This window comes from Intestinicryptomonas porci, assembly GCF_033971905.1.
Classification (GTDB): domain Bacteria; phylum Verrucomicrobiota; class Verrucomicrobiia; order Opitutales; family Intestinicryptomonadaceae; genus Intestinicryptomonas; species Intestinicryptomonas porci.
On sequence record NZ_JALBUT010000004.1, the window covers coordinates 65,074 to 88,856 of the forward strand.

At 44.0% G+C, this 23,783-nt stretch carries 22 protein-coding genes; 9 read left to right on the forward strand and 13 right to left on the reverse strand.

Annotated features, from left to right (window positions below):
* Positions 1 to 119: 119 nt before the first annotated feature.
* Together ribD and MOX91_RS04160 are read right to left on the reverse strand one after the other, a co-directional pair.
* Positions 120 to 1,202, reverse strand: coding sequence for a bifunctional diaminohydroxyphosphoribosylaminopyrimidine deaminase/5-amino-6-(5-phosphoribosylamino)uracil reductase RibD (ribD, locus tag MOX91_RS04155; protein ID WP_370396820.1), 1,083 nt, complete (start codon positions 1,200 to 1,202; stop codon positions 120 to 122).
* Positions 1,203 to 1,832 (reverse strand): MBL fold metallo-hydrolase, encoded by a 630-nt coding sequence (locus MOX91_RS04160; protein ID WP_370396821.1) that lies wholly within the window; start codon positions 1,830 to 1,832, stop codon positions 1,203 to 1,205.
* Positions 1,833 to 1,916: 84 nt separating this feature from the next.
* Here MOX91_RS04160 and MOX91_RS04165 point away from each other — a divergent pair, with 84 nt between their 5' ends.
* From MOX91_RS04165 to tsf, 3 genes are all read left to right on the forward strand, one after another.
* The gene (locus tag MOX91_RS04165; RefSeq protein ID WP_370396822.1) at positions 1,917 to 2,327 is read left to right on the forward strand and encodes a DoxX family protein; all 411 of its coding nucleotides are present in this window, start codon (positions 1,917 to 1,919) and stop codon (positions 2,325 to 2,327) included.
* 346 nt (positions 2,328 to 2,673) lie between these two features.
* Positions 2,674 to 3,468, forward strand: coding sequence for a 30S ribosomal protein S2 (gene rpsB / locus MOX91_RS04170; protein ID WP_370396823.1), 795 nt, complete (start codon positions 2,674 to 2,676; stop codon positions 3,466 to 3,468).
* Between the two features lie 16 nt (positions 3,469 to 3,484).
* Entirely contained in the window at positions 3,485 to 4,078 is a 594-nt protein-coding gene (gene tsf / locus MOX91_RS04175) for a translation elongation factor Ts (RefSeq protein WP_370396824.1), read from the forward strand.
* Positions 4,079 to 4,431: 353 nt separating this feature from the next.
* On the opposite strand, the gene MOX91_RS04180 is transcribed toward tsf, so the two are convergent.
* A complete protein-coding gene (locus MOX91_RS04180; RefSeq protein ID WP_370396825.1) occupies positions 4,432 to 5,430 on the reverse strand; it encodes a PEP-CTERM sorting domain-containing protein in 999 nt (332 codons plus the stop codon).
* Positions 5,431 to 5,533: 103 nt separating this feature from the next.
* Between MOX91_RS04180 and MOX91_RS04185 the strand changes: the two genes are divergently transcribed.
* A complete protein-coding gene (locus tag MOX91_RS04185; RefSeq protein WP_370396826.1) occupies positions 5,534 to 6,226 on the forward strand; it encodes an LbetaH domain-containing protein in 693 nt (230 codons plus the stop codon).
* Between the two features lie 40 nt (positions 6,227 to 6,266).
* On the opposite strand, the gene MOX91_RS04190 is transcribed toward MOX91_RS04185, so the two are convergent.
* The 9 genes from MOX91_RS04190 to MOX91_RS04230 all read right to left on the reverse strand — a co-directional run bounded on the left by MOX91_RS04190 (position 6,267) and on the right by MOX91_RS04230 (position 16,664).
* The gene (locus MOX91_RS04190) at positions 6,267 to 7,682 is read right to left on the reverse strand and encodes an FAD-binding oxidoreductase (RefSeq protein ID WP_370396827.1); all 1,416 of its coding nucleotides are present in this window, start codon (positions 7,680 to 7,682) and stop codon (positions 6,267 to 6,269) included.
* A complete protein-coding gene (gene ptsP / locus MOX91_RS04195; protein ID WP_370396828.1) occupies positions 7,679 to 9,451 on the reverse strand; it encodes a phosphoenolpyruvate--protein phosphotransferase in 1,773 nt (590 codons plus the stop codon). Before ptsP ends, MOX91_RS04190 begins: the two co-directional genes overlap by 4 nt.
* A 90-nt stretch (positions 9,452 to 9,541) precedes the next feature.
* Positions 9,542 to 11,128: a sigma 54-interacting transcriptional regulator gene (locus MOX91_RS04200; RefSeq protein ID WP_370396829.1), complete on the reverse strand. Its 1,587-nt coding sequence runs from the start codon at positions 11,126 to 11,128 to the stop codon at positions 9,542 to 9,544.
* Between the two features lie 6 nt (positions 11,129 to 11,134).
* Positions 11,135 to 11,737: a Holliday junction branch migration protein RuvA gene (gene ruvA / locus MOX91_RS04205; RefSeq protein ID WP_370396830.1), complete on the reverse strand. Its 603-nt coding sequence runs from the start codon at positions 11,735 to 11,737 to the stop codon at positions 11,135 to 11,137.
* An 88-nt stretch (positions 11,738 to 11,825) separates the two neighbouring features.
* Positions 11,826 to 13,295: a glycoside hydrolase family protein gene (locus MOX91_RS04210; RefSeq protein ID WP_370396831.1), complete on the reverse strand. Its 1,470-nt coding sequence runs from the start codon at positions 13,293 to 13,295 to the stop codon at positions 11,826 to 11,828.
* Between the two features lie 142 nt (positions 13,296 to 13,437).
* Entirely contained in the window at positions 13,438 to 14,163 is a 726-nt protein-coding gene (gene dapB / locus MOX91_RS04215) for a 4-hydroxy-tetrahydrodipicolinate reductase (RefSeq protein ID WP_370396832.1), read from the reverse strand.
* A 3-nt stretch (positions 14,164 to 14,166) separates the two neighbouring features.
* On the reverse strand, positions 14,167 to 15,060 hold the full coding sequence (gene dapA, locus MOX91_RS04220) for a 4-hydroxy-tetrahydrodipicolinate synthase (protein ID WP_370396833.1): 894 nt from the start codon (positions 15,058 to 15,060) through the stop codon (positions 14,167 to 14,169).
* Between the two features lie 49 nt (positions 15,061 to 15,109).
* The gene (locus tag MOX91_RS04225; RefSeq protein WP_370396834.1) at positions 15,110 to 15,637 is read right to left on the reverse strand and encodes an NUDIX hydrolase; all 528 of its coding nucleotides are present in this window, start codon (positions 15,635 to 15,637) and stop codon (positions 15,110 to 15,112) included.
* Positions 15,627 to 16,664, reverse strand: a complete 1,038-nt coding sequence (locus MOX91_RS04230) for a DUF362 domain-containing protein (RefSeq protein ID WP_370396835.1) — start codon at positions 16,662 to 16,664, stop codon at positions 15,627 to 15,629. The genes MOX91_RS04225 and MOX91_RS04230 overlap by 11 nt, the downstream gene beginning before the upstream one ends.
* Before the next feature lie 105 nt (positions 16,665 to 16,769).
* On the opposite strand from MOX91_RS04230, the gene MOX91_RS04235 reads away from it, so the two are divergent.
* The 4 genes from MOX91_RS04235 to MOX91_RS04250 are packed head-to-tail and all read left to right on the forward strand — an operon-like array spanning position 16,770 to position 22,613.
* On the forward strand, positions 16,770 to 18,287 hold the full coding sequence (locus MOX91_RS04235) for a tetratricopeptide repeat protein (RefSeq protein ID WP_370396836.1): 1,518 nt from the start codon (positions 16,770 to 16,772) through the stop codon (positions 18,285 to 18,287).
* Between the two features lie 42 nt (positions 18,288 to 18,329).
* Positions 18,330 to 20,138, forward strand: a complete 1,809-nt coding sequence (dnaG, locus tag MOX91_RS04240; protein ID WP_370396837.1) for a DNA primase — start codon at positions 18,330 to 18,332, stop codon at positions 20,136 to 20,138.
* A 23-nt stretch (positions 20,139 to 20,161) separates the two neighbouring features.
* Complete coding sequence (gene rpoD / locus MOX91_RS04245) at positions 20,162 to 22,213, forward strand: RNA polymerase sigma factor RpoD (protein ID WP_370396838.1); 2,052 nt, start codon at positions 20,162 to 20,164, stop codon at positions 22,211 to 22,213.
* Positions 22,167 to 22,613 carry a hypothetical protein gene (locus MOX91_RS04250; RefSeq protein ID WP_370396839.1) on the forward strand — a complete coding sequence of 149 codons (447 nt, stop codon included), beginning with the start codon at positions 22,167 to 22,169 and terminating at the stop codon, positions 22,611 to 22,613. The genes rpoD and MOX91_RS04250 overlap by 47 nt, the downstream gene beginning before the upstream one ends.
* Positions 22,614 to 22,724: 111 nt before the next feature.
* On the opposite strand, the gene MOX91_RS04255 is transcribed toward MOX91_RS04250, so the two are convergent.
* Positions 22,725 to 23,441 (reverse strand): PdaC/SigV domain-containing protein, encoded by a 717-nt coding sequence (locus MOX91_RS04255; protein WP_370396840.1) that lies wholly within the window; start codon positions 23,439 to 23,441, stop codon positions 22,725 to 22,727.
* 84 nt (positions 23,442 to 23,525) lie between these two features.
* On the opposite strand from MOX91_RS04255, the gene MOX91_RS04260 reads away from it, so the two are divergent.
* Positions 23,526 to 23,690, forward strand: coding sequence for a hypothetical protein (locus tag MOX91_RS04260; protein ID WP_370396841.1), 165 nt, complete (start codon positions 23,526 to 23,528; stop codon positions 23,688 to 23,690).
* Positions 23,691 to 23,783 lie beyond the last annotated feature (93 nt).

Consider the following 23,783-nt stretch of genomic DNA (forward strand, 5'->3'; position numbering starts at 1 on the left):
GTTTTCATATTTTGTATCCGTTAAAATAAAAATTAAAGTTTGAATACAAATGTTAATATGAAAATTTTGATAAATGTCAAGATTTTACTAAGGACTTAAAATATTGTTCCCACAACAAGTTATTGCAAAAAACCTCGAATACAAATGTCGGGCGGCAGTTTTTCCAAAACGGGATTTTTTATTTCGGGAGCGGGGCAGTCAAAAGCGTCAAGCGCGTCCGTATTTTCAAATACTTTTTCCGCAATATACTTAAAAGCATAATCGGCGGCGTTGCATCTTGCTATTGAAGTCAATATTTTTGCGCCGCCTTCAACCATTATTGCCGGCTGTTTTATGTCTATTTTTAAGTTTTGCCAGAAAAGTTTTTCCTCTTCACGCCTTGTTTTTATTTGCAGGATTTTCACTCCTTTTGATTTCAAAAATTCCAGATTTTCTCTCGGCGCTCCAAGGTCGCATACAACGGTTGTCAAGTCCTTGAATTTGTCGGAAAAAACTTTGTAGTTTGAGAGGTTTAATTTTGCACAGTTTAGATTTCTATCGAGGATAAATCTTAGATTTGAGTTTTCGCCGCTTTCATCCCTTATCGTAAGAGACGGATTGTCTGCCAAAAGCGTTCCGAAACCGACGGCTATTGCGGGGAAGAGGGCGCGGTAGTGCATCAGGTGCTTCCGCGCGGCTTCCGATGTTATTTGCGACGGAATGCCGCGTTTTTCGGCGATTTTCCCGTTTTTTGTCTGGGCGTATTTTATCGCAAGAAGAGCGTTTTTTTCTGTTATGAAATGGTTAAATATTATGTTTAAATCCCTGCACTCTTTTTCCAATATTCCGACTTTGCATTCAATGCCCGCGTTTTCTAAAATGCCGATGGCTTTTCCTGCGTGCGCGGGATTTGGGTCGAGAGTTCCGATGACGACTTTTTTTATTCCGCTTGCAATTATGGCATCAGTACACGCTCCCGTTCTGCCTTTCGTTGAGCACGGTTCAAGACTAACGTAAATTGTCGCCCCTTCGGGACTTTGGGTTAGGGAGTTTATTGCGTTTCTTTCGGCATGCAAATCCCCGTCTTTTTTGTGGTATCCTTCTGCTATTATTTTGCCGCCTTTTACGATTACCGCTCCGACCATGGGGTTGGGGTGGGTCTTTCCCCAGGCAAGATGTGCAAGCTCAAGGGCGCGGCTCATAAATTTTTCGTCGCAATTCATTTATTCCGAAACGTAGGGGTTTGAGTGTTTTTCGATTTCGACGCTCGTAAATTCTCCATGCCCCGGCAGGAGCTTGCAGGAGTCGGGCAGGGTGTATATTTTGTTTTTTATCGACTTTTGAAGAAGCGCGAAGTCTCCCGTCGGCATGTCGGTGCGGCCGACGCTTTGCGCGAAAATCAAGTCTCCGACAAACGCGATGTCTTTGTCTTTTATGTAAAAAATTACGCTTCCTGCGCAGTGCCCCGGGGTGTGCCTTGCTTCTATTTTGCAGTCGCCGAACTCCAAGATTTCGCCATCGTAAAGGTATTTGTCGATTTTCGGGTTTTCAAGCCCGCTTTCGCCAAACATATAGGCGTTTTGCGCGCCCGATTCTTCGACAAAAATTTTGCCTTCGGGGTGTGCGTATATTTTCGCTCCCGCGTCTTGGAATTTTTTTGCGTCCCAAATATGGTCCCAATGCCCGTGCGTCAAGAGAAGTGCGCCGACTTTTTTGCCGAAAGGCGCAAGGTGTTTTGAAACTGCGTCAAAAGAGCCTTCGGGAGCGTCGATTAAAACTGCGTCGGAATTTTCGGGGATAATCAAAAAGCTGTTGACGCCAAGCGGACCCAATTCAAAATTAAAAATTTGCATAAAGCGAATATTGGATTTAAAAAAAATTTTTGCGAGGAAATTTTTAGGCGTTAAAATAAGTTTTGTTTTTCCGAAAAAATAAATATGAACGAATGTATTTTCAGCGCGGGTGCACTTCTGCTTCGCCTCGGATTGGGAGGAGCGATGCTTGTGCACGGATTGCAAAAGTTTAAATTGATTTTAAACGGCGGAGCCGAAAAGTGGCTCGACCCGATTGGAATTGGAGCCGCAAATTCCCTTTATCTTGCGACTTTCACGGAATTGGTATGTTCCGCCTTGGTAATTTTAGGGCTGTTTACGAGGACGGCTTCGGTTTTTATTTCGATTACCATGTTTGTGGCGGCGTTTGTGTTCTTGAAAAATGCCGCGTGGTCTGACAGGGAGCTTGCTGTGGTGTTTTTATTCGGTTTTATTGCGCTGGCGGTTTTGGGCGGAGGCAATTATTCGCTTTCCAATTTGATTTTCAAAACAAATTCTCTGCTTGGCAATTTATAATAAATAAAGAAAATCGTATTTCTTTAAAAAATATTTGATAGTTTTATAAACCTGTATACCCTCATAATTATTATAGGTCGGTAAAATTTTAAAAGCGTCGGCATTCAAAATGCCGGCGTTTTTTTATGGAAACGATAGGCGGTGTTTTTGCGGATTTTTTTTTAAACGTTTTCTTGGGGAAAAATTAGAAATTTTTTAATAAAAAGCTTGCATAGTGCGGGGGATTAGTCTTTTCTATATAACTTTTACTGAATGCCACAGTGGCATTTGGTGCAAAACAACCTAAAACAATAAAAACATAGAAAGTATCCAAGGTTTTCCGCGAGGAAAATACGGAGCATAAAATATGAATATCACCGTAAAAGATTTGATGGACGCAGGCGTCCATTTCGGCCACCAGACACGCCGCTGGAACCCGCGTTCCAAGCCCTATGTGTACGACCACCGCTCGGGCGTTTCAATCATCAATCTCGAAAAGACATACGAACAGCTCGAAAAGGCTGTGAAAGTCATTGAAGACATCGTTGCCGACGGCAAAGACATTATGTTTATCGGCACAAAGCGTCAGGCGCAGGAAATCTTGCGCGAAGCCGCTTCAATGTGCAATATGCCGTTTTGCGTAAACCGCTGGCTTGGCGGCACGCTCACAAACTTTGAAACAATTTTGACAAGCCTCAAAAAATACCGCCGTTTCCTCGACATGGAAGCAAATGGCGAAATGGACAAGCTTTATGCGAAGGAAGCCGCGGCAATCCGCCGTGAAATGAGCCGCATGAACCGCAATTTTGAAGGCATCAAGGACATTTCCAAACTCCCGGGAGTAGCATTTGTTGTTGACGTAAAGACTGAAGAAATCGCAGTTGCGGAATGCCGCAAGCTCGGCATCCCCGTTGTCGCTTTGGTTGACACAAATTCCGACCCGACTTCCGTTGACTACCCGATTCCGGGCAATGACGACGCTGTAAAGAGCATTCGCCTCATCACGGAAGTTTTGGTTGAAGCAGTACAGGCAGGTTTGAACCGCCGCACAGTCCAAGTAAAAGCTCCCCGCGCGGTTGCAGGCGGAAAAGCAGTTGTTTCGGCACAGCCCGAAGTTACAATCGCCGCTGACATCGACGTGCAGAAAATCGAAAACGAATAATTGACAAGGCTTAAAAATGGCAGAAATTAACGCTAAAATGGTAAACGACTTGCGCGCTCGCACAGGCGCAGGCATGATGGATTGCAAAAAAGCCCTTGTTGAAACTAACGGCGACGCTGACGCGGCAGTCGAAGTTTTGCGCAAAAAAGGCGCGGCTATTGCCGACAAGAAAGCGGGCAGAACAGCTTCGCAAGGTTTGGTTTCGGCTTACATCCACTCAAATAACAAAGTGGGCGTTCTTATCGAAGTTGCATGCGAATCCGACTTCGTTGCAAAGAATGCAGATTTCCAGTCGTTCGTAAAAGATCTTTGCATGCACATCGCGGCAGTTGCTCCTATTTGCATTTCCCGCGAAGAAGTTCCTGCTGAACTCGTTGCAAAGGAACGCGAAATCGCAATGGCACAGCTTGCAGAAGACAAGAAGCCCGACAATATCAAGGAAAAGATTGTTGAAGGCAAGCTCGACAAGTACTACAAGAGTGTATGCTTGCTCGAACAGCCCTTTGTAAAGGACGACAGCCACACTGTTAAGGAAGTCCTCACAAACAAAATCGCCACAATCGGCGAAAAGTTGGAAATCAAGCGTTTTACACGCTACCAGATTGGCTAATCGAAAGATTAGCAAATCTGATTAAAAAACGCGCAGATTGGCTAATCGAAAGATTAGCAAATCTGATTAAAAAACGCGCAGATTGGCTAATCGAAAGATTAGCAAATCTGATTAAAAAACGCGCAGATTGGCTAATCAAAAGATTAGCAAATCTGATTAAAAAACGCTACCAGATTGGCTAATCGAAAGATTTTTAAATACAAAACGCGCATCAAAAAATTGGTGCGCGTTTTTTGCTTAGATTTGTAAACTTTGGTTTTTGTTAAAGTGCAAAAAAATACGGTATAGATTTTTACTATAAAAAAAGAGGGATTTTGTTTTGAAAATCCCTCTTTTTTTTGCGTGGTTTAAATTTATTTTTTGCGCCTGTACGCCGCAATTAAAAGCGCAATCGCTCCGAATATTGCCGCATATGTTGCGGGTTCCGGAACTGCCTGAATATTTACATAAAGCACATTGTTGTCTTTTGTAAAGCCTGCAAATTTTGCAAATTCGCCTTCCAATACGTTTTCGGCAAGAATTTGCCAAGAATCGTCAAATTTCCCCGAACCTACTTCTCCGGAATATGAATTTATAAGTGCAATTTTGTAAGTCTCTCCTGCTACAAAGTCGTCATTTAACATCAGATTTGTAAAGTCCAATAAAATTTTACCATTCAGGCTTTTTACAAATCTTGCCTGTATAACCGCAGTCGAAGCGTCAACGCATTCCAAGGAATCGTTTGTAATTGTAAAATCATAAACGGATTCAGATTGATTTTTAAATTCCCAAGGGGCAATAAACTGGCTTTTTGTAGCATTTTCAAATTTCAACGTGCCGACAGAATTTTCAATCACAAAAGTTTTGCCGTTTAGAATTTCAAGTTTTGCGCCCTCCGATATTAGGATTGTTCCGTATTGCTTCGTTGTGAGATTGTTTGAGAAAGTAACATATCCTTTTACTGTCAACAAAGGCGAAACAGTGTTTAATCCGCCGCCTCTTTCGTTGTAGAAATTACCCATATTGATATTTACATTTTCCAATATGAGTTGATTTCTGTTATGTTGATTAGTACCGGTTGCGTTAAAGCTGTATTCGCTTTTTGTTGTTGCGCCTTCGGCATTTATTGTATTCGCGCCCTTGATTGTTGTAATGCCCTTGTTTTCAAAATGCCCCGTGACTGTCAAAGAGCCGTTTGAAACGTCTATCAACGTATTGATATCGTATGGTGCAGTGTAATTTCCGTCGATTGTGTTCGCCGCCTCGTTTTCTGAATCAAATTCCCAAATTTCGTCAAAAACAGTTTCTTCTTGCGCAAAAGCGGAAACTGCAAAAATGGATAATATGGGAATAAATAATTTTATATTTTTCATAACACTTATAATCTTCTTCGAGGATATGCTTGTCAAATAAAAACACTTTTTTATGATATTTTTTTATTTTACAAAAAATCGAATATATGAGATTGATATTTTTATGAAAGCAAAAGATTTATTCGACCTTCCGAAGTCGCTTGAAGTTTTTAAAGAGTTTTTCGACGCAGACGCAGAGCCATGGGAGTGGCTTAAAAATATAAAAACCGCTTTAAACAGCGTCGATTTTTCAAAATTCGAAGGCAAAAAAGACATCCCAAGCGGAGTACATATCGAGGGAAAAGTATATATCCATCCGAGCGTGAAGCTGCCCGCGTTTGCTTCAATCACGGGGCCCGCATGGATAGGGGCGAACACCGAAGTCCGCCCGGGAGCCTTTATAAGGGGCAGTGTCATCATCGGCGAGGGATGCGTTATAGGCAATTCCTGCGAGTACAAAAATTCGCTCTTGATGGACAAGGTTCAAACTCCGCACTATAATTATATTGGTGACACGATTATGGGAACTGGGGCGCACACGGGCGCGGGTGTAATTTGCGCAAATTTGCGCTTGGATAACGCCTCTGTTTCGGTTTCGACGCCCGATGGCAAAGTTAACACGGGGCTAAGAAAAGTAGGGGCGTTCTTCGGAGAGTACGCGGAATCTGGCTGCAACAGCGTTCTTCAACCTGGCACTATTTTGATGAAAAAATCAGTCGTCATGCCCTGCATGGCTTTTTCGGGATTGCTGGAAGAAAACACAATCGCAGCTGTTAGAAACCAAATCAGAAAAATTCCGCGCCCGCCCAAGTTTTAGATGCAGGCATTTTTGAAAGCGCGGTTTGTGCCGCGCTTTTTTAACGCTTGTCCCAGGGCAGTTTTATGTCCTTGTTTTGCGCGTATTTTGAGATGTCAACTTGGCTTGTATAGCGGAGCTGGGGATTTAAAATGCCGTTAGGGTCGAGAGCGTTTTTTATTTTTTTCATCACGCAAAATTCGGCGTCGCTTATCTGCAAATTCATGTACTTTGACTTTGTGATGCCTACCCCGTGCTCTCCCGATATTGCGCCCCCGAGTTCTACGGTCTTTTCTACCGCCTTTTGCATTGCAAGAAACGCCTTTTGCTTTTGCTTTGCGTCAGAGCCGTCGTACATAAAATGTATGTGGTAGTTGCCGTCGGCGGCATGCCCGAAAGTGGGAGTTTGAAGCCCGCTTTCACTCCCCAAATCTTTAAAGTAGTCGAAAAATTCAACGGTTTTGGGAATTGGCAAAACGATGTCCTGGTTTAGTTTAGAGTTGTTTAAAAGGAACATAGCCGAAGAACAGCATCTGCGCAGTTCCCACAGCGGTTCGGCATCGTCTGCCGTTTCGAAGCCGCTTGAGAGCGTGCTTAAAATTTTTTCGAGGCTATTTTGCGAGGACTTCACTTCCTCTTTTTCCCCGTCAAGCTCAATTAAGAGCATTGCGGATTTTTCCATGTTTTTGCCCTTGAATTTTGCCGCCGCCGCGACGCTCTGCGCGTCCATAAATTCAAGCACGGACGGCATTATGTTTGCCTGCAATATTTTTTGCACGCATTCAAACGCCGCGTTGTCATAAAGAAATGCGGCGAGTGTGGTCTGCTTGAAAGGCGGGCGTTTTATAAGCTTTAAATGGGCTTCTGCAATCACTCCGAGAGAGCCTTCGCTTCCGATGAACAAATCCTTCAAATTCATTCCGACCGCGAATTTGCGAAGAGGGCGCGAAAGCTCCATTTTAGAGCCATCGGCAATGTATGCGGTAATCGCCGCGACATAGTCGCGCGTGACGCCGTATTTCGCCGCGCGAAGCCCTCCCGCATTGCAGGCGATGTTCCCCCCGATTGTCGAATAGTTTTTGGACGATGGGTCGGGAGGGTACATCAGCCCGTATTTTGCCGCCGTCTTGTCTATGTCTGAATTTATCGCGCCCGCACCGACATGGGCAGTCCATGAAGTCGGGTCTATTTCGATAAAGTTTATCGCGCTTAAATCGAGAACAATCCCCTTGAAAACAGGCAAAGCCGCTCCGCAGCATCCGCTTCCCGCGCCGCGGGGGCATACAAAAATTTTCTCTTCGTTTGCGATTTTGAGGGCTTTTGAAATATCGTCTCCGCTTTCCGCTTTTACGACAGCATCGGGGAGAAAAGAGTAGCGGGAATTGTCTATTGAGGCTTCAAGCAGGCTTTTGCGGTCTGTCAATACCTTGCCGCCTCCGATGGCGTTTTTTATGCGTAAAATGGCGTCTTGCGTCATATTTGTATGAACTCTTTCATCTTCGCGTTTCTGAAACGGCGGAGAATTGTGAGAATGTCGCGCGAGCAGTTTTGCGAAAGGGCGTCATTGCGGAGCTTGCGCAACTCTTCAAACGACGCCTTGCGGAGCATGAACTTGATTTCGCTTAACGCACCCGATGCCATGCTTAAAGAGTCCACGCCCATGCCTATCAAAAGCATTGCGAAAATCGGGTCTGCCGCGATTTCCCCGCAAACGCTGACTTTCAAATTCGCTTTTTTGCCTTCGGATACGATTTTGTCGAGCATTCTGATTACTGCGGGGTTTGCTGGATTATAGAGGTGCGCAACGTGGTCGTTTACCCTGTCAACCGCCAAAAGGTATTGAATCAGGTCGTTTGTTCCGATGCTTATGAAGTCGCAATGTTTTGCGATTAAGTCTATAATCATTGCCGCGCTCGGCACTTCTATCATTGTGCCTATTTCGATGTCGCTTGAATATTCTATGCCTTCGTTTTTAAGCGCGAGCTTTGCCTGTTCCAAGACGCTGTTTGCCCTCACAAGCTCGTTTATTCCGGAAATCATAGGGTATAAAATTCTGACTTTCCCGTAAACGCCCGCCCTTAAAATAGCTTTTAACTGCGCCGTGAAAATATCGACCCTGTCGAGGCAAAACCTTATTGCCCTGTATCCCATAAACGGGTTTTCTTCATGCCCGAATTCATTTTTGAAGGCGAGCGTTTTGTCCCCGCCCAAGTCGAGAGTTCTGATTGTTACGGGCTTGCCTTCCGCTTTGATGACCGCCGCCTTGTATGCCTCGAACTGGCTGTCTTCATCCATAAAGTTGCCCTTGTCGATAAAGAGGGCTTCCGTGCGGAATAAGCCTATGCCGTCCGAATACGACATAGAGCCTTCTTTTATGTCGGAGGCAGAGCCTATGTTAAATTCGAGCGAAACTTTGTGGAAATCCGTGGTTTCTGAAGGATAGGGCAGGGAGGAATCGAAAATTCTTTCTATCTCGCGGCGGATATTCGCAATTTCCGTGTATTTTTTCAGTGTGTCGCCCGATGGATTTACGAACAAATTGCCCTTGTAGCCGTCAATCAAAATAACGTCGCCGCTTTTTAAATTTGTTTCCTCGATGTTTATGCCGACTATGCACGGCACGCGCAGAGAGCGCGCCAATATCGCGGTGTGGCTTGTTAGTGAGCCTTTTTCCGTGATTATGCCGAGAACTTTGGTTTTATCGACAAACGCAAAATCTGAAGGCGTGAAATCCTTGCTTGCCAAAATTGCAGGTTCGCCGAGGTTTAGCGAGGATTTTTCCTCATGGCCCATGAGGTTGTTTATCATTCGCCTTGAAACATCGCGGATGTCGGCAATGCGCTCGCGCATGAACGGGTCGTCGATTTCTTCAAAGGCTTGCAGGAAGCGGTTTACGACCTCTATATAGCAGATTTCTATGTTGCGCTTTGTGTCTTGCAGGTTTGAATAGGTTTCGCTTATTATGGCGACATCCTCCAAGACCAGCAGGTGGGCGTCGAAAATCGAGCTTTCTTTCTCCCCGACTTTTTGCGCAAGCTCTTCTTTAAGCGAAACAATGTCGGTTCTGGTTTTCATCAATGCCTGCTCGAAACGCTTGATTTCGCCGTCTATTTGCGAGTCGGAAACATTGTATTCGGGGATTTGCGCGCTGGTGTGCGCGACGACAAAGACCTTGCCGTATGCCGTTCCGTTCGATACGCCAATCCCTGCAAACAACTGCTCGTTTTCCAACGCCTTTTCGCTCATTATGCTCTTTTTATTATACGGAAATGAAATTTTTGCAATATTTTTTATCGGAGCAAAAATCAGAAATTTTCTTTATAATCCGCTTCGGGTTTAGATTTTGCGTCTTGAGGGTTTTGCGTTTTTCTTGTAGATGGAAGAATCTATGCCCAAATTTTTGATTTTGTAATTCATTATTCTTTGGGAAATCCCCAAATGCCTTGCCGAGGCGGTTGCGTTGCCCCTGTGGATTTTCAAAGCTTCGCTTATCAGCTCGCGCTCAAACGAGCGCACCATTGCGGTGAAGTCAACTTCCGCTTCCTCTGAAAGTTTTGAGGTGTTGGTGGATTGTCCCGTTTGCAGGGAGGCGGGCAGATTGTAGCCGTATATAACCGAGTCCGAAGCGGATAAAACCGCGCTTTCTATCGCGTTTTCAAGCTCGCGGACATTGGCGGGCCAGTGGTATAGCATTAGAAGGTTTATCGCGGGAGTTGAAATGCGCTTTACCTTTTTTTTGTGCTTTTTATTGAATTTGTTGATGAAAAATTCCGCAAGAAGAGTGATGTCGCTTCGGCGGTCGCGCAAGTTTGGCAGATGGATAGAGAAGGCGTTAAGCCTGAGATAGAGGTCTTCGTTGAACTTTCCGCATTTTACCATCTCTTCCAAATTTTTGCCGGTGGAAGCTATGATTCGGGCGTTGCTTTTCAGCCTTGTTTTGCCGTTTATACGGTAAAAAGAGCCGTCTTGCAGATAGCGCAGGAGCTTTTGCTGGGCGTCGGGGGAAAGGTCGCCGATTTTGTCTATAAAAATAGTGCCTTCGTTTGCTGATTCCAAAAGACCTATTTTATTCGACATTCTGGCGGACGGAGAATTTTGCTCGACGCCGAAAAGCTCCGCCTCCTGCAAGGCTTCGGACATCGCCACGCAGTTTAGGGTCGCAAACGCCTTTGGCTTTCTGTCTCCCGCCGACACAATGGCGTTTGCGACAAATTTTTTACCTGTTCCCGTTTCGCCCCGTATCAAAACGGGCATATCCGACGACGCCACTTGCGCAATCATGTTTATGACTCTGCGCATGCTGTTGCACTTTCCGATTACGCCTTCGCGCGAATTTTTGTCGGAAAGTTCAAGGCGCAGGCGGCGGTTTTCTTCGAGGAGCTGTTCGCGTTCGCGGTTTTGCAAAAACAGAACCGAAACGGCGTCTGCAATGATGTTTGCGATTGTTTCAAGAAGGCTGTTGTCTCGGCGAAGGTTTGTTGTTTCGGAAACGAGGCGGTCAATCGAAAGCGTCCCGATAACGCCTTCCTGGTAAATTATGGGGACGCATATAAAGGCGATTTTCTGCCCCGCAACCCTCGTTTTTGTGCGGTTTAAAAATTCGGTTGAAGAGCGGATATCGGGAATTATTCGGGATTTCGCATGCGCCGCAACCTGCCCCGTGACGCCTTCTCCCATGCGGTAAACCCCGCGCTTTATCTCCTCTTCGGTCATTCCGTGCGAGGCTTCTATGACGAGCAAATCTCCCTGCCTTAAAGTCACTGTTCCCCTCAAAAGTCCCATTTCCCCGTTTAGGATTTCAAGAACGTCTGCAAGGAGTTTCTTTACGCTTGTACGGTGTACCACAACCATGCTTATGCGGTGCAAGACCGCCATTTCAAGCGAGTTGTAGTTTTGCCTCCAATTTCGGGTAAGGGTGTCCATATTTTCTTAGGAGCGCAGGGCGGTTTTTACGATTTCTTCCGTGGACGCGTTTTCGGGAAGTTTGGACGCTGCGTTTCGGACGGCCTTGTCTGCGTCGGAAAGCTTGAAGCCAAGAGCCGCAAGAGCCGCCACTGCGTCGGCAAATTTTGACGGCGGCAGAGGGGAATCGGGCGATGACTGCGCTCCTGACGGCTGCGATGCTGTCGCCCCGAAAGCTCCGCGCAATTCCACAATCAGCCTTTCAGCCGTTTTTTTGCCAATTCCCTGACATTTTGAAAGCAGGGCCACGTCTCCGCTTTCTATCGCGCATCTTAAAGTTTCGACGCTCATTCTGCTCATTATGTTGAGCGCGATTTTGGGACCTATGCCCGAAACTTTTTCAACCAGCATCTTGAAAAAATCGCGCTCGGAGATTGTTGCAAATCCGTACAATGTCTGCGAGTCTTCGCGGTAGATTGCATGAGTGTGCAAAAACACTTCCGAATTTATTCCGCTCAAGCGTTCGGCGGTTGTAACGGGTATGTTTACCTCGTAAAAAATGCCGTTTACGTCAATAATCGCCGAGAGCGGCGTTGCCTTAACTAACTTACCTCTAATACCCACTATCATAATGTGAACTTCCAAAAATTGCTTTTTTTATCAATAAAATACGGTAGGTATTTTTAAATTTTTTGGCAAGCTTCGAGTGAGGTTTTTTCTATTTAAATTCAAATTTTTTGCAATTTAAAATGGAAGTTTTTAAAATTTCACTCATATTTTCTTTATTCAAAATTTTTCCATTCACTTTGAAATTTTCGAATACAATTTTGGTTAGCGGAGTTTTTTTTGTGCCCTCAAAGTAGTTCTTTTTGTTTTTAGAATAATCAATTAAAATATTCCAATCTTTGAATAGAAAATTTTTAATTATTTGACTTTTTTTACCCTGTGGCGACAAGCGGAAAATATGTGTTACTGGCGTATCTGTACGCACATCTTCAAAAACGAAATTTTCATCAATGCCACCTGAATTTCGGCAGCTTAAAATACCATTGTTAAATCTATCAGATTCCCATTCTGCTCTAATTATATCTACTCGGCAAATTTTGCAATTTTTAGCAACTGAATTACTCCAATTAAGCTGAAAAATTGCGCCATTATCTAGTTGCCAGCATACAATATCCTCAACCACAATATTATCGCGATAAATTTTTATGTTGTCGTCATTCGCCCAGATGAAGCAATTTTTAATTGTGGAATTTGCATAGGCTGCAATGCCATCGCAATTATAAATCCAGCCACCTAAAATTTTTGTCCAAGATACAGTGTTATCTTTGCCCAATAGTCGCACTGCATAAAAAGAGTAATCGGCAATAACAATGCCATCAATAACAATTCCATTCGCGCCATTTTTCGCTTCAATCATATGCGACTCTCTTAAATGCAACTTCCCGCCTGACAAAACGCCTCTGCCAAAAATTTTTACGTTTGAACAAGCCTCACCGTCCATAATAAAAGCACCATAAACCCAAGCTCCGCCTTCAATGTAAATATTTTTGATGTTTTGTGGCACTTTAAAAACGCCGATATTGTGCAAGCCTTTTTTGAAATATAGCGAAGTGTCACTTCCTAAAATTGAAGAAGATAAAGATTTATTTGCGTTTTCAATAACTTTCCATTCTTGTAAATTTTTTGGCTGATTATTTTCAATAGGGTCTGCAAAAATTAACAAAACTTCTTTGTAGCCATCTTTGCCAATTTCTACCGAAAACTGTCCTGTGCGATTGAGCTTAAAAGAAAATTTATTTGCACCTAATTTTTTAACTTTTATTGCGTGGCGCGATGGAAAAATTTTTATTTCTTTATTTGTTATGTTTTTATTTACTTCTACGATAACTTCAACTTCTCCTTGAAAAGAAAAACGGCCCCAATGTATGCTTCTATCTTTAAATTTTGTTAAGGGCAAATCGTCATACTTTTCTTCGCCAATCATCCCTCTTGAATACTTATTGCAGACATTTTTATAAATAGTAAGGCTATTATTTTTATCGTCATTTAAATAGACTCGATATAAGTCTGATTGCGGCACTTCTAAATTTGCTTCTGGATACAAAACCAAGTTTTCGCCGGCGCTAGCAAAACTCATAAAAATCGATAAAAAATTTATGAAAATAAAAGCAATAATTTTCATATTTATATTAAGTTGAACTAGGCATAATTTTGTACTTTTTAAATTAAACAAATTTTTGCGGAGAAAGTTTAGGTTCTTTTTTTTAGAAATAAAAAAGGTTTCAGAGAGTTGAAACCTTTTAGAATTAGAAATTTATCTTTTTTTATTTGAGACCCAGAACGTCTTCCATTCCGTAAAGCCCCGCAGGTTTGTCTTTTACCCATTTTACGGCTTTTAACACGCCTTCCGCGAAAATTTTGCGGTCTGCCGCTTTATGGGTAAGTTCGACTCTTTCTCCGTCCGCGGCAAAAATAACCGTATGGTCGCCGACAACAGAGCCGCCGCGCAAGGAGTGCACGCCGATTTCGTTTTGAGGGCGTTCGCCGACAAGCCCTTTGCGCCCGAAGACAACTTCGTCGTCGCTTGTTCCGCGCACGGATTGGGCGATTTTCAAAAGCTTTTCGGCAGTTCCGCTCGGGGCGTCTTTTTTGAACCTGTGGTGCATTTCAACGATTTCGATGTCGTAGCTATCAGGCAGGATTTCAGCCGCGATTTTTGTGAGATAGTTCAAAAGGTTTACGCCGATTGAGTAGTTCCCCGCCCATACTATGGCGATGTCGCCTGTGTATTTTAAAATTTCCTTTCGTTGGTCTTCGGTATGCCCTGTCGTTCCTATTACGAGAGGCTTTTTGTTTTGGGCACAGAGCTTTGCGAGTTCGGGAGTCGCGTCTCTGAACGAAAAGTCGATTACGGCGTCGCAGTCTTTTATGTACTGCGAGGGATTGTCGCCCATGTCTGTCTTAAAGGCGATGTCTAAATCAGAACCGCTTGCGGCGGCGATGATTGCTTGTCCCATTCTGCCTTTGCATCCGTTTAAAAGTATTTTCATTTTTTATATAAGGTTTAAAGAGTTTAATGTTTGCATGAGCTTTATGCAGTGTTCGTCGGACATTCTGCAAAGGGGAAGCCTTACGGCGGAAGTCGCAATCATTCCCGTTTTTGCCAAGGCATATTTCGCGGGAACGGGATTGGGTTCGATGAACAAATCTTTGAAGAGCGGGAATAGCTTTTCATGGAGAGCTTCGGCTTTTTCCCATTGGGAATTCAGGCAGAAGTTTACAAGCTCGACCATCGGGGCGGGTATCAAATTTGAAGCGACGCTTACAACGCCCTTTGCGCCGCTTTTCATAAATTCTACGGTAAGTCCGTCGTCGCCGCTTAAAACGTTCATTTTTCCTTGCGCTTTTGCGTACATGTCCCGAACTTTTTCAACCTTGCCGCCGGCTTCCTTTATCGCGATGAAATTAGGGTAGGCGTTGCGAAGGCGCAGAGCCGTTTCATTTTCAATGCCGATGCCGCAGCGTCCCGGAATCGTATATAAAATTATCGGCTTTTCGGTGATTTTTGCGATTTCCGAAAAGTGCAGAAAAACCCCTTCTTGTGTCGGCTTGTTGTAGTAGGGGGCTACAATTAAAAAGCCCTCGACTCCGATTTCGTCAGCCTCTTTTGTCATATCAATCGATTCTGCGGTGGAATTAGAGCCCGTGCCCGCAACGACGGGAATTCTGCCCGCCGCAAATTCGTGTATTTTTGCAATCACTTCGATATGCTCTTTGGGCGTGAGCGTAGGGGATTCCCCCGTTGTTCCCACTGCCACGATGCCGCTTACGCCGCCTTCAACCTGCTTTTCAACAAGGGATTCCAGCGAGCCGTAATCGACTTTACCGTTTTCGTTCATCGGCGTTACAATAGCCGTCCAGACGCCTGAAAATTCTTTAATTGTCATAAATATCTTTTTAAAAAAAACGATTTAAACTTGTTTTACAACAAAATTTTCAATCTAAAACTCGGCATTTTGACTTGAAAAATTCGTACACTTTTAAAAAAGACGGGGTGTATTTGCGCGGGTTTGCCTTGGCGTCGGCTTCAAAATCTTTTATCTCGGCCCAGTCAAGGCTTGCGACTTCGTCTGCGGGAGGGTTGAAGCGCATTTCGGCGCGGCAGGCGTAAACTTTCGTAAATTCCCACCCCGTTTCTTCGCATGCTTCCAATTTCCCTATGTATTTGAAGTCTTTAAGGGAGAGTTTTACGCCCAATTCTTCCTTTGTTTCCCTTATGAGGGCGTCTTCGTATGTTTCGTTGCTATCAACATGCCCTGAGCAGGAGGTGGTGTAGGCGAGCGGATAGCTGTCTTTTGAGGCGGAGCGTTTTTGAAGCAGAATTCGGTTTTTGAAATCGAAGAAAATAGCGTGAACCGCCCTGTGGCGCAGTTTGTTTTTGTGAATTTCTGCGCGGGTTCGGGGAGCTATTACACGGTCGCAACTGTCAACCTCGTCAAAGAGTTCGTTAGGGTTAGTTTGCATTTTTTACGGATTTAAATTTTATGTCAGAGGGTCTTGGAGAGCCAAGCTGCATTTGCCTTGCGTACTCAAAAATCGGCGGGACGGGAATGGGCTTGAAACCTTTTTCAACGCGCTTGCAGTTTATGTAGTCGAGCGCAAAAAAGTCCAAAATAACGGGATTTGCCGACGCGTACAGGAGCTTTTCCGACGAAGTGAAAGCCGCGTTAAACACGCTTCCGCCGACAAACTGGACTTTTTCGTATGATAGTATCGTAAAAAGCATTGTGTCTTTTAATTCGGGAATTGCCGCGACTTCCGCAAGAGCGATAGGGGCGTTAGCGGGGCTTGAAAAAAACCTTTCGTTGTTTGACATGTTCCAAATTGTGATGTTTCCGAGGGCGGCGCACACCCCGATTCCCTGCATGTCTGTGATTACGGGCAGGTTTATCCAAAAATCGACCGTAAGAAACAGTGGGATTGGCAGGTAGCTTTTTCTCGCCTCTTTGTTGAATTTTTCGTCGCGAAAAACTCCCGCTTGCAAATCGCGCGGCATCAGCGGGTTGTCGTAAAACCAATTTTTGTTCAAAAACTCTCCGCTTTCGATGTCGCGGACGGGAGAACCCATGAAGTTGTCTTTCGAACCGAGCTTGATTTCCGAATATTTTGGAAGAAAGCCCGATTCGCGCATTTTTCGCTTTGACATGTCAACTATGCAAATGTCTTCGCTTTTAAAGCCGCGCTTTTTCAGTTCTTCTATTACCGCAATTACCAGATTTTGGGGAGTCGCAAGCCCCGCGCCAGAATTTGTGTAGATTTTAAGCCCGACTTTACCTTTTGTTTTAGGCTTTATTTGGCATAGCGCGGATTTCTCGAATTCCGAAAAGACGGCGTTTACCGCTTCGGCATAGTCGCGTTTTGAAAAATCGGCAAGCTTATATTCAAACAATATGTCGTTTGCGTCCTTAAATTCCTCTACATAGGCAAAAGATGGGATTGTCGCGCAAAATAAATGCGCAAGCAGAGTGGCATATTTTGAAAAAACTCCCATCTTTTATTCTATCGATTTAAAAATATGAAATAATTTGAAAATAAAATTTGCAAAGATTTTTTTATTTTACAATATTTTAAAAAACTGAATTTAAAATCGCGAAATATGAATTTTTTAAAAAATTTTAAGCTTTTCACCATTGCCGCAGTGTCGGCGGCATCCCTTGCCGCTTGCAAGCCCGAAACTCCCGAAGAAAAACAGCTCAGAATTTCAAAAGAGGTGGAGGAAGTAATTGCAAATTCCCAACAGTTAATACAAGCCGGAAAAGTTGATAAGGCTATCGACAGCCTCGAAGCCGCATTTGTAAGCTATGGAGACGACGTAAAAATATTTGAAGCCCTTGCATATGCCTATGCCGACAAAGGAAACCATCTTACTTCCGGAAAGTATTTTGAAAAAGCGGGCGACATAAATTTGTCGGATTCAGACATGTACGTTTACGCGGCTTCCGCCTATGAAAAGGCGGGCAATCCAAACCTCGCAATAAACGCCTACAAGAAATATTTGCAGAAAAACCCAAAGAGCCTTCTTGCATGGAAGTCTCTTGCGCGCAATTTGGAGCTTGCTGGAATGTTTGAGGACGCCTTAAACGCCTATTTTTCCGCAATCAAGAATGCGGGAAGAAGCGCGAATGCCGAGGAATCAGCACGCATAGGGGCGTTGTTTTTAAAAATAAAAAACTTGGAGCAGTCTAAAAACTGGCTTTTGGGTGCGTACAAATCCGCGCCCGCAGACGACGCCAAGCTCAGGTCGGAAATATTGGAAGGATTGGTGGAAATCTCTTTGGCGCAGGGAGATATGCCGAATTTGATAAAATATTTCGATGAGCTTGAAAAACTCGACGCGGAGCTTGTAAAGGAAAAGTTCCCCAATTTGCGCGCCCATATAGACGAGTTTAACAGGAAAATGAGAGAGGCTGAAGAAGCCCTGCAAAAGCAGAAGGAAGAGCAAGCCAAAAAAGAAGAGGAAGCGCGAAAGGCGGAAGAGGCAAAAAAAATAGAAGAGCAGAAGAAGCTTGAAGAGCAAAAGCGCATCGACGAGGAAAAAGCCGAAGAAGAGCGCAAAATTGCCGAAGCCAAGAGATTGGAAGAGCAAAAGAAGCTTGAAGCGGAAAGAAAAATCGAAGAGGAACGCCTTGCAAAAGAACGCCTGCTTATGCCTGAATACGCTTCGGAAGCGAGCGAGAAGCTCATCGAAAAAGGCGAAATAAAGGAGGCTGAAAAAATTTCTCAGACTGTCGTTTCAAAACACCCGAAATCGGCGGTTGCCTGGGCGTCTCTTTCAAAGGTTTACACTGCAAAGGGCGACAACAAGTCCGCTTTCTATTCCGCAAAGGAAGCCTTGAATGCCTCTCCTGAAAGCGTAGAGTACACCATCTTATATTTGAACGCTGCAAACAAGGTATTTTCGGTTGAAAAGTTTTTGGATACCATTTACGCCGCGCGCGAAAAATTCCCGAACAATCCCGAAATTATGCTTGGTCTTGCCCGCACTTACGTTATTTTGAAAAATTACGAAGAGGCGAGGTATAACTATATTCTCTTCTTGCAGTACGCGGATAAAAACCATCCTTTGCGTGCGGAAGTCGAAGAGGAAATAAAAAAAATTCCCGCTGCCGAATAAAATCTGCAATATTTTCCCAAAAAGAACGGATATACTGTTTTAATGCCCCGCATAAAAGACAGTTCTATTGAGGAAGTAAGAAACAGGGTTAACATAGTTGACCTTGTTTCGTCTTATGTGAGCTTGAAGAGGGCGGGTGCGAGCTTCAAGGGGCTTAGCCCTTTCACTTCGGAAAAAACGCCTTCTTTTTTCGTTTACCCCGACAAGGGCTTTTACTATTGTTTCAGCACGAGCCAGGGCGGGGACATATTTAAGTTCGTGCAAACCAAAGAGGGGCTGAATTTTCCCGAATCTGTGGAGTTTATCGCAAACCGCTTCGGCATTCCGCTCGAATACGACGCTTCGCGCGGCGCGGTGAGCAAGGCGGGGCAGTCTTTGCGAAAGCAGATTTTCGATATCCACGAAGATGCGGCAAACTGGTTTTTAAAAGTTTTTAAAGGCAATTCTGATTTCGGCAAAGCCGCCCGCAAATATTGGCACGAAGAGCGCATGTTTAAAGAAGGCTCGGAAGACGAGCTTCGCATAGGAATGTCGCCCGTTGACTGGTCGGAATTTAAGGCTGAAATAGAAAAAAAATATTCTTACGAAGCGATTGTGGAATCGGGGCTTTTCTTCGCGCCGCGAAACAAAACGAGCGTCATGGGGCTTATGCCGCGTTTTAGGGGCAGGCTCATGATATCTCTTTGCGACGTCCAGGGCAGAGTTGTCGCCTTTACAGCCCGCAAAACATCTCTTACGCCCACTGACATAGACTACGAAGAGGGCAAATATGTAAATTCTCCCGAAACTCCGATTTTCAAGAAGCAGAATATGCTTTTTAATTTCCATCGCGCGAGAAAGTCCGCAATAGAGCTTGGCTACTTCATAATAGTAGAAGGGCAGATTGACGCACTCAGAATGTATGTTTCAGGCTTTCAAAACACGGTGGCGGGGCAGGGGACTGCCCTTGGCGAAAACCAGTTTAACCTGATAAAACGCCACGTCAAAAAGTCCGTTTTAATGCTCGATGGCGACAATGCGGGGCAGAAAGCGGCGCGCAGGGTTTTGCCTATTATGCTTTCCTGCAACGTCGAACCTTATGTGTGTGTCATTCCCGAAGGCGAAGACCCCGACACTCTCATATTGAAAAACGGCGCAGATGGCGTAAAAAATCTCCTTGAAAACAAATCTACGGCGGTTTCGTTTATGGTTGACGGCTTTAAGCGGGCTTTCCCAAATCCGTCAGTCGGCGACAAGCGGCAGATATTGGAGGACATTTATTCCTTTGTTTCATGCGCGTCTTCTCATGTCGCCAAATACGAATTTTTAAGGGAGGCTTCTTCAAGGCTTGGCGCGAACTTCGACGCGGTAGTGAAAGATTACCTTGCGCGTTATTCCGATGAATTTTCACAAACGGACTCCAAAACCGACAAGAATTCGCACCAAGTATTGACAAATGCCGTTTATGATGTATTACTTATAGCTTTAAATTATCCCGACATCGCGGAAGCTTTATCTAATTGCATTGATCCCGTTTGGATTGACGGCGGGGACGCGCAGTGCAATTTGCTAAGGCGTCTGATTGCGTATTACCGCAGCGGGGAGCAGTTTGACGTATCAGAAATAGAAGATGAAGCCGAAAGGAACATTGCCTATAAAATCATGACGACTCCGAAAGACGAGATAGAAAATCCCGTTTCGGTCGCCTCTAAATGTTTTGAAAAAATACATAAAAATTATTGCGAGAAAGAAATTTTGAAATTTCAAAAAATAATGGACAGTCCCGTCTCGTCAAAAGATGAAAAAAGAGATGCATTGAAACAAATAAGCTCGATTAGGAGCCTTTTGCGGGAAACGAAATTTATTATATAATAAATATAACGATATAAATATTTATGTCAACCAAAGCAACGACAGTCAAAAAAACGGTGAAAAAAACATCAAAACCGGCGGCGGCAAAGAAAACCTCTGTCGCAAAGGCAAAGGCTCCCGCCAAAAAAACGGAAAAGCCCGCCGCCAAAAAAATCTCAAAGGCGCCAACCACGAAAGCGAAGGCGCCCGCAAAAATCCCCTCAAAAGCAGTCAAAAAGGCGTCTGATAAAAAAACCGCTCCGAAAAAGAAAGAAGAGCCGAAAAAAATCGACGCAAAAGCAAAGAAAATCGTAGTAAACGCCCCCCAGACGGCGAAGACCGCCATTCCGCAAAAGATGGAAATGCTGAAAGCGGCGGCGGAACAAGTGGTCTTTGACAAGGGCGAAAACGTTTCAAATTCAAAGCACAAAAAAGTGCTGAACGACAAGATATTGCACCTTGTAAACATCTCGAAAGAGCAGGGCTATCTTACCGTTCAAGACATCAATGAAAATTTGACGGAAAACTTAAACAATCCCGACGAAATCGAAAATATCATAAATATTCTCGAAAATTTGGACGTGGATATTTTGGACACCGACGAAGTCGAAGGCTTTAAACAGCGCGAAGTCGAGGCGGAAGACAAGCAGGTGCGCGCATCGCAGGCGGACAACCTCGACGACCCCGTAAGAATGTATTTAAAGCAGATGGGGCAGGTTCCCCTGCTTTCGCGCGAGCAGGAAGTTTCAATTTCCCGCAGGATAGAGCAGGCGGAAAACAAGGCAACGAAAGCTCTCTTTTCGGTAGCTCTCACAAACCGATTCCAAATCGACCTTGCAAAAAAGCTGATTAACCGCGAAGAGCGTTTCGATAAAATCGTTCTCGACAAAAAAATCGACAGCCGCGAAAAGTATTTCAAGGACGAGCTTCCCAAATATTTAAAAGAGGCTGAAGCCTTGGAAGACAAGCTTGAAAAGGCTTGGGAATCTTACGAAAAAGCGTCAAATCCCTCCCTTCAAAAACGCTATTTGACCTCTTTTAAAAATCTCGAAACAAAGCTGAAAGACATCTACAAGGGCTATAAATTCAAGCTCAAAGTCTTTGAGGAATTTTTGGACGGACTTTCCCCCGTTTTGAGGGAAGTCGAAGACAGCCTTTTCAAGCTTGAAGCTTTTGAAAAGAGCGGCAAAAAAATTAAAATCGGCGACGTTGGCAAAATCAAGGAGCGTCTGATAAACATTCGCAACATGTACCGCCTTGACCCCGCCGAACTTCTCACTTTGGTAAAGGAAGTCCGCCACGATATGCGCGAAGCCCACAAGGCAAAAACCGAAATGGTGCGCGCAAATTTGAGGCTCGTGATTTCAATCGCAAAAAAATACACAAATCGCGGTCTTAACTTCTTGGACTTGATTCAGGAAGGAAACATGGGGCTTATGAAAGCGGTTGAAAAATTTGAATACCGCCGCGGCTATAAATTTTCGACATATGCAACTTGGTGGATCAGGCAGGCAATTACGCGCTCAATCGCAGACCAGGCGCGCACAATCCGCATCCCCGTGCATATGATTGAAACCTTGAACAAGGTAATGCAAATCCAAAAACAGCTCTTGCAGGAATTGGGGCACGAGCCGACTCCGGAAGAAGTCGCAAACGAAATGAATATGCCCGTTGAAAGAGTGCAGTCCATCATGAAAATGGCGCAGCAACCGATTTCCCTGCAAAGCCCCGTAGGTGATTCCGATGACACAAACTTCGGAGATTTCATCGAAGACAAAAACGCCGAAAATCCGTACGACATGACGGCATATTCTTTACTTCGCGAAAAGCTTATGGACGTTCTAAATTCCCTGACTCCGCGCGAGCGCAATGTGCTAAGCTTGCGCTTCGGCTTGCAGGACGGCTATTCGCGCACGCTTGAAGAAGTCGGAAAGCAATTTGACGTGACGCGCGAACGCATACGCCAAATAGAGGCGAAAGCCTTGCGTAAAATGCGCCATCCGACGCGCAAACGCCAGCTTCACGGATTCTTTGAAGGCGAAGGAAACAATGCGGGGCCGGGCTTCGACCAGTTTAAAAAGAATAACGAAGAGTAAAATCTTCGTTATTTTCGCGCTTTGCGCTTCGATTTTTGTCGGGGCGCAAGATTCTTTTGCGCAGTCTCGCAGAAGCAAAAATGCCTTAAAGCGTTTAAAAGACTCTGCAAATGTCGAGGAAGTCGAGCTTTCCGAATTTGACGTAAAAATAGGAACAGTTGTTGCAGTTGAAGGGGATAGGGCGGTTGTAAAAATCCGCAGCTACCAAATTTTCCCTAAGTGGGAACAAATTTTTTACGCCTGCGACACATCAATGAACGCAGTGGCAATACTTAATTCAACCACCGTAAAAAATAAATCCTGCTCCCTTTTTATCATTAAATCAGGAGCCGCCCAAATCGGCGACATCGTCTTCCTAAAACAAATCCCCCCAACCATTCCACCCCCGCCAACCTCTTAGTTTTAATTCATATTTTTCCTCCACCCCAAAAAAACGGCGCAAGAGAATTTCCCTTGCGCCTTGCCATTGAACAACTTTGTGATTTTATTGTTTATTTTTGACAAGTGTTTTTTAAGGTCCTTTATAAAAATAAAGTTCATTTATTGGAATTTCGATTGTGGGTATTCCGTAGCTATTTGGCATAAATGATAGGGTTTCAAATATAAATATAAGCGAATTGCGGTTAGAAATTATAAAAGAGTTTATATATTTTTCTTTTTCTGGATCTTCCAGAACTTCGGCTTCGATATTTTGCATTTCATCCCAAAATGCGTCTTTACCATATTTAGCTTTGAGCTTTTTGATGGAAAGTTTGATAAGTGGTGTAAGATAATCTTTTGATGTATCGAAAACATCGGAAATTTTCAGTTGTTTGATTTCGCCATTTGGAAGAATTTTGAAATTCATACCCGATTCTTTAATATTTCCGTGCGCCCCATGATTATAATAATAGTAGCGATTTTTTATTGAGAGAAAATTTGGTTTGTTAATGAAAACCTCACTTGTTGCTCTAAGCTCTCCGGTATAATTTGGAGAGTCTGAACTTGCCGTAAATTCACGGAATCGAGTAAGAATAAAGTTTTCATAATCTGTATATTCGGCAAAAATGATTTTGTTTATCTTGTCTTGAGGCGAATTTTCCTGAGGATTTTCAAATTGGAATATATTGCAACACACGTCTAAGTTTACGCTATATCCCTTAACAGAACAATCATTCATGGAAAGTATAGGATCTTCTTGATTAGATTTGTCTGAATAGGCAACGAGAATTATTAAAAATGACAACAATAAATATTTTTTTCATATGAAGTTGTTGATTCTTATCTCTTAAAAAATGCGAAGAAGAAAAACTGCGCGGAAGTTGTCGGGCTTATGATGCTTGCGGGAATTCGTCCGAAAGAAGCCAAGCGGCTCGAATGGCGCGACATAGATTTTGACGACAACTCAATCAAAATCCGCTCGATATGCTTGAAGACGGGTGGCATTCGGCATGTCGAAATTTGCCCGAAGTTAAAGAATATTTTGCTTGAAATATAGACCGAGTTCCTCTCTCCCCGAAACTGGACTAAGAAGTGGAAACAGATCAGGGATAATTCGGGATTTAAGGGGCTTTGGGTTCAAGACGTATTA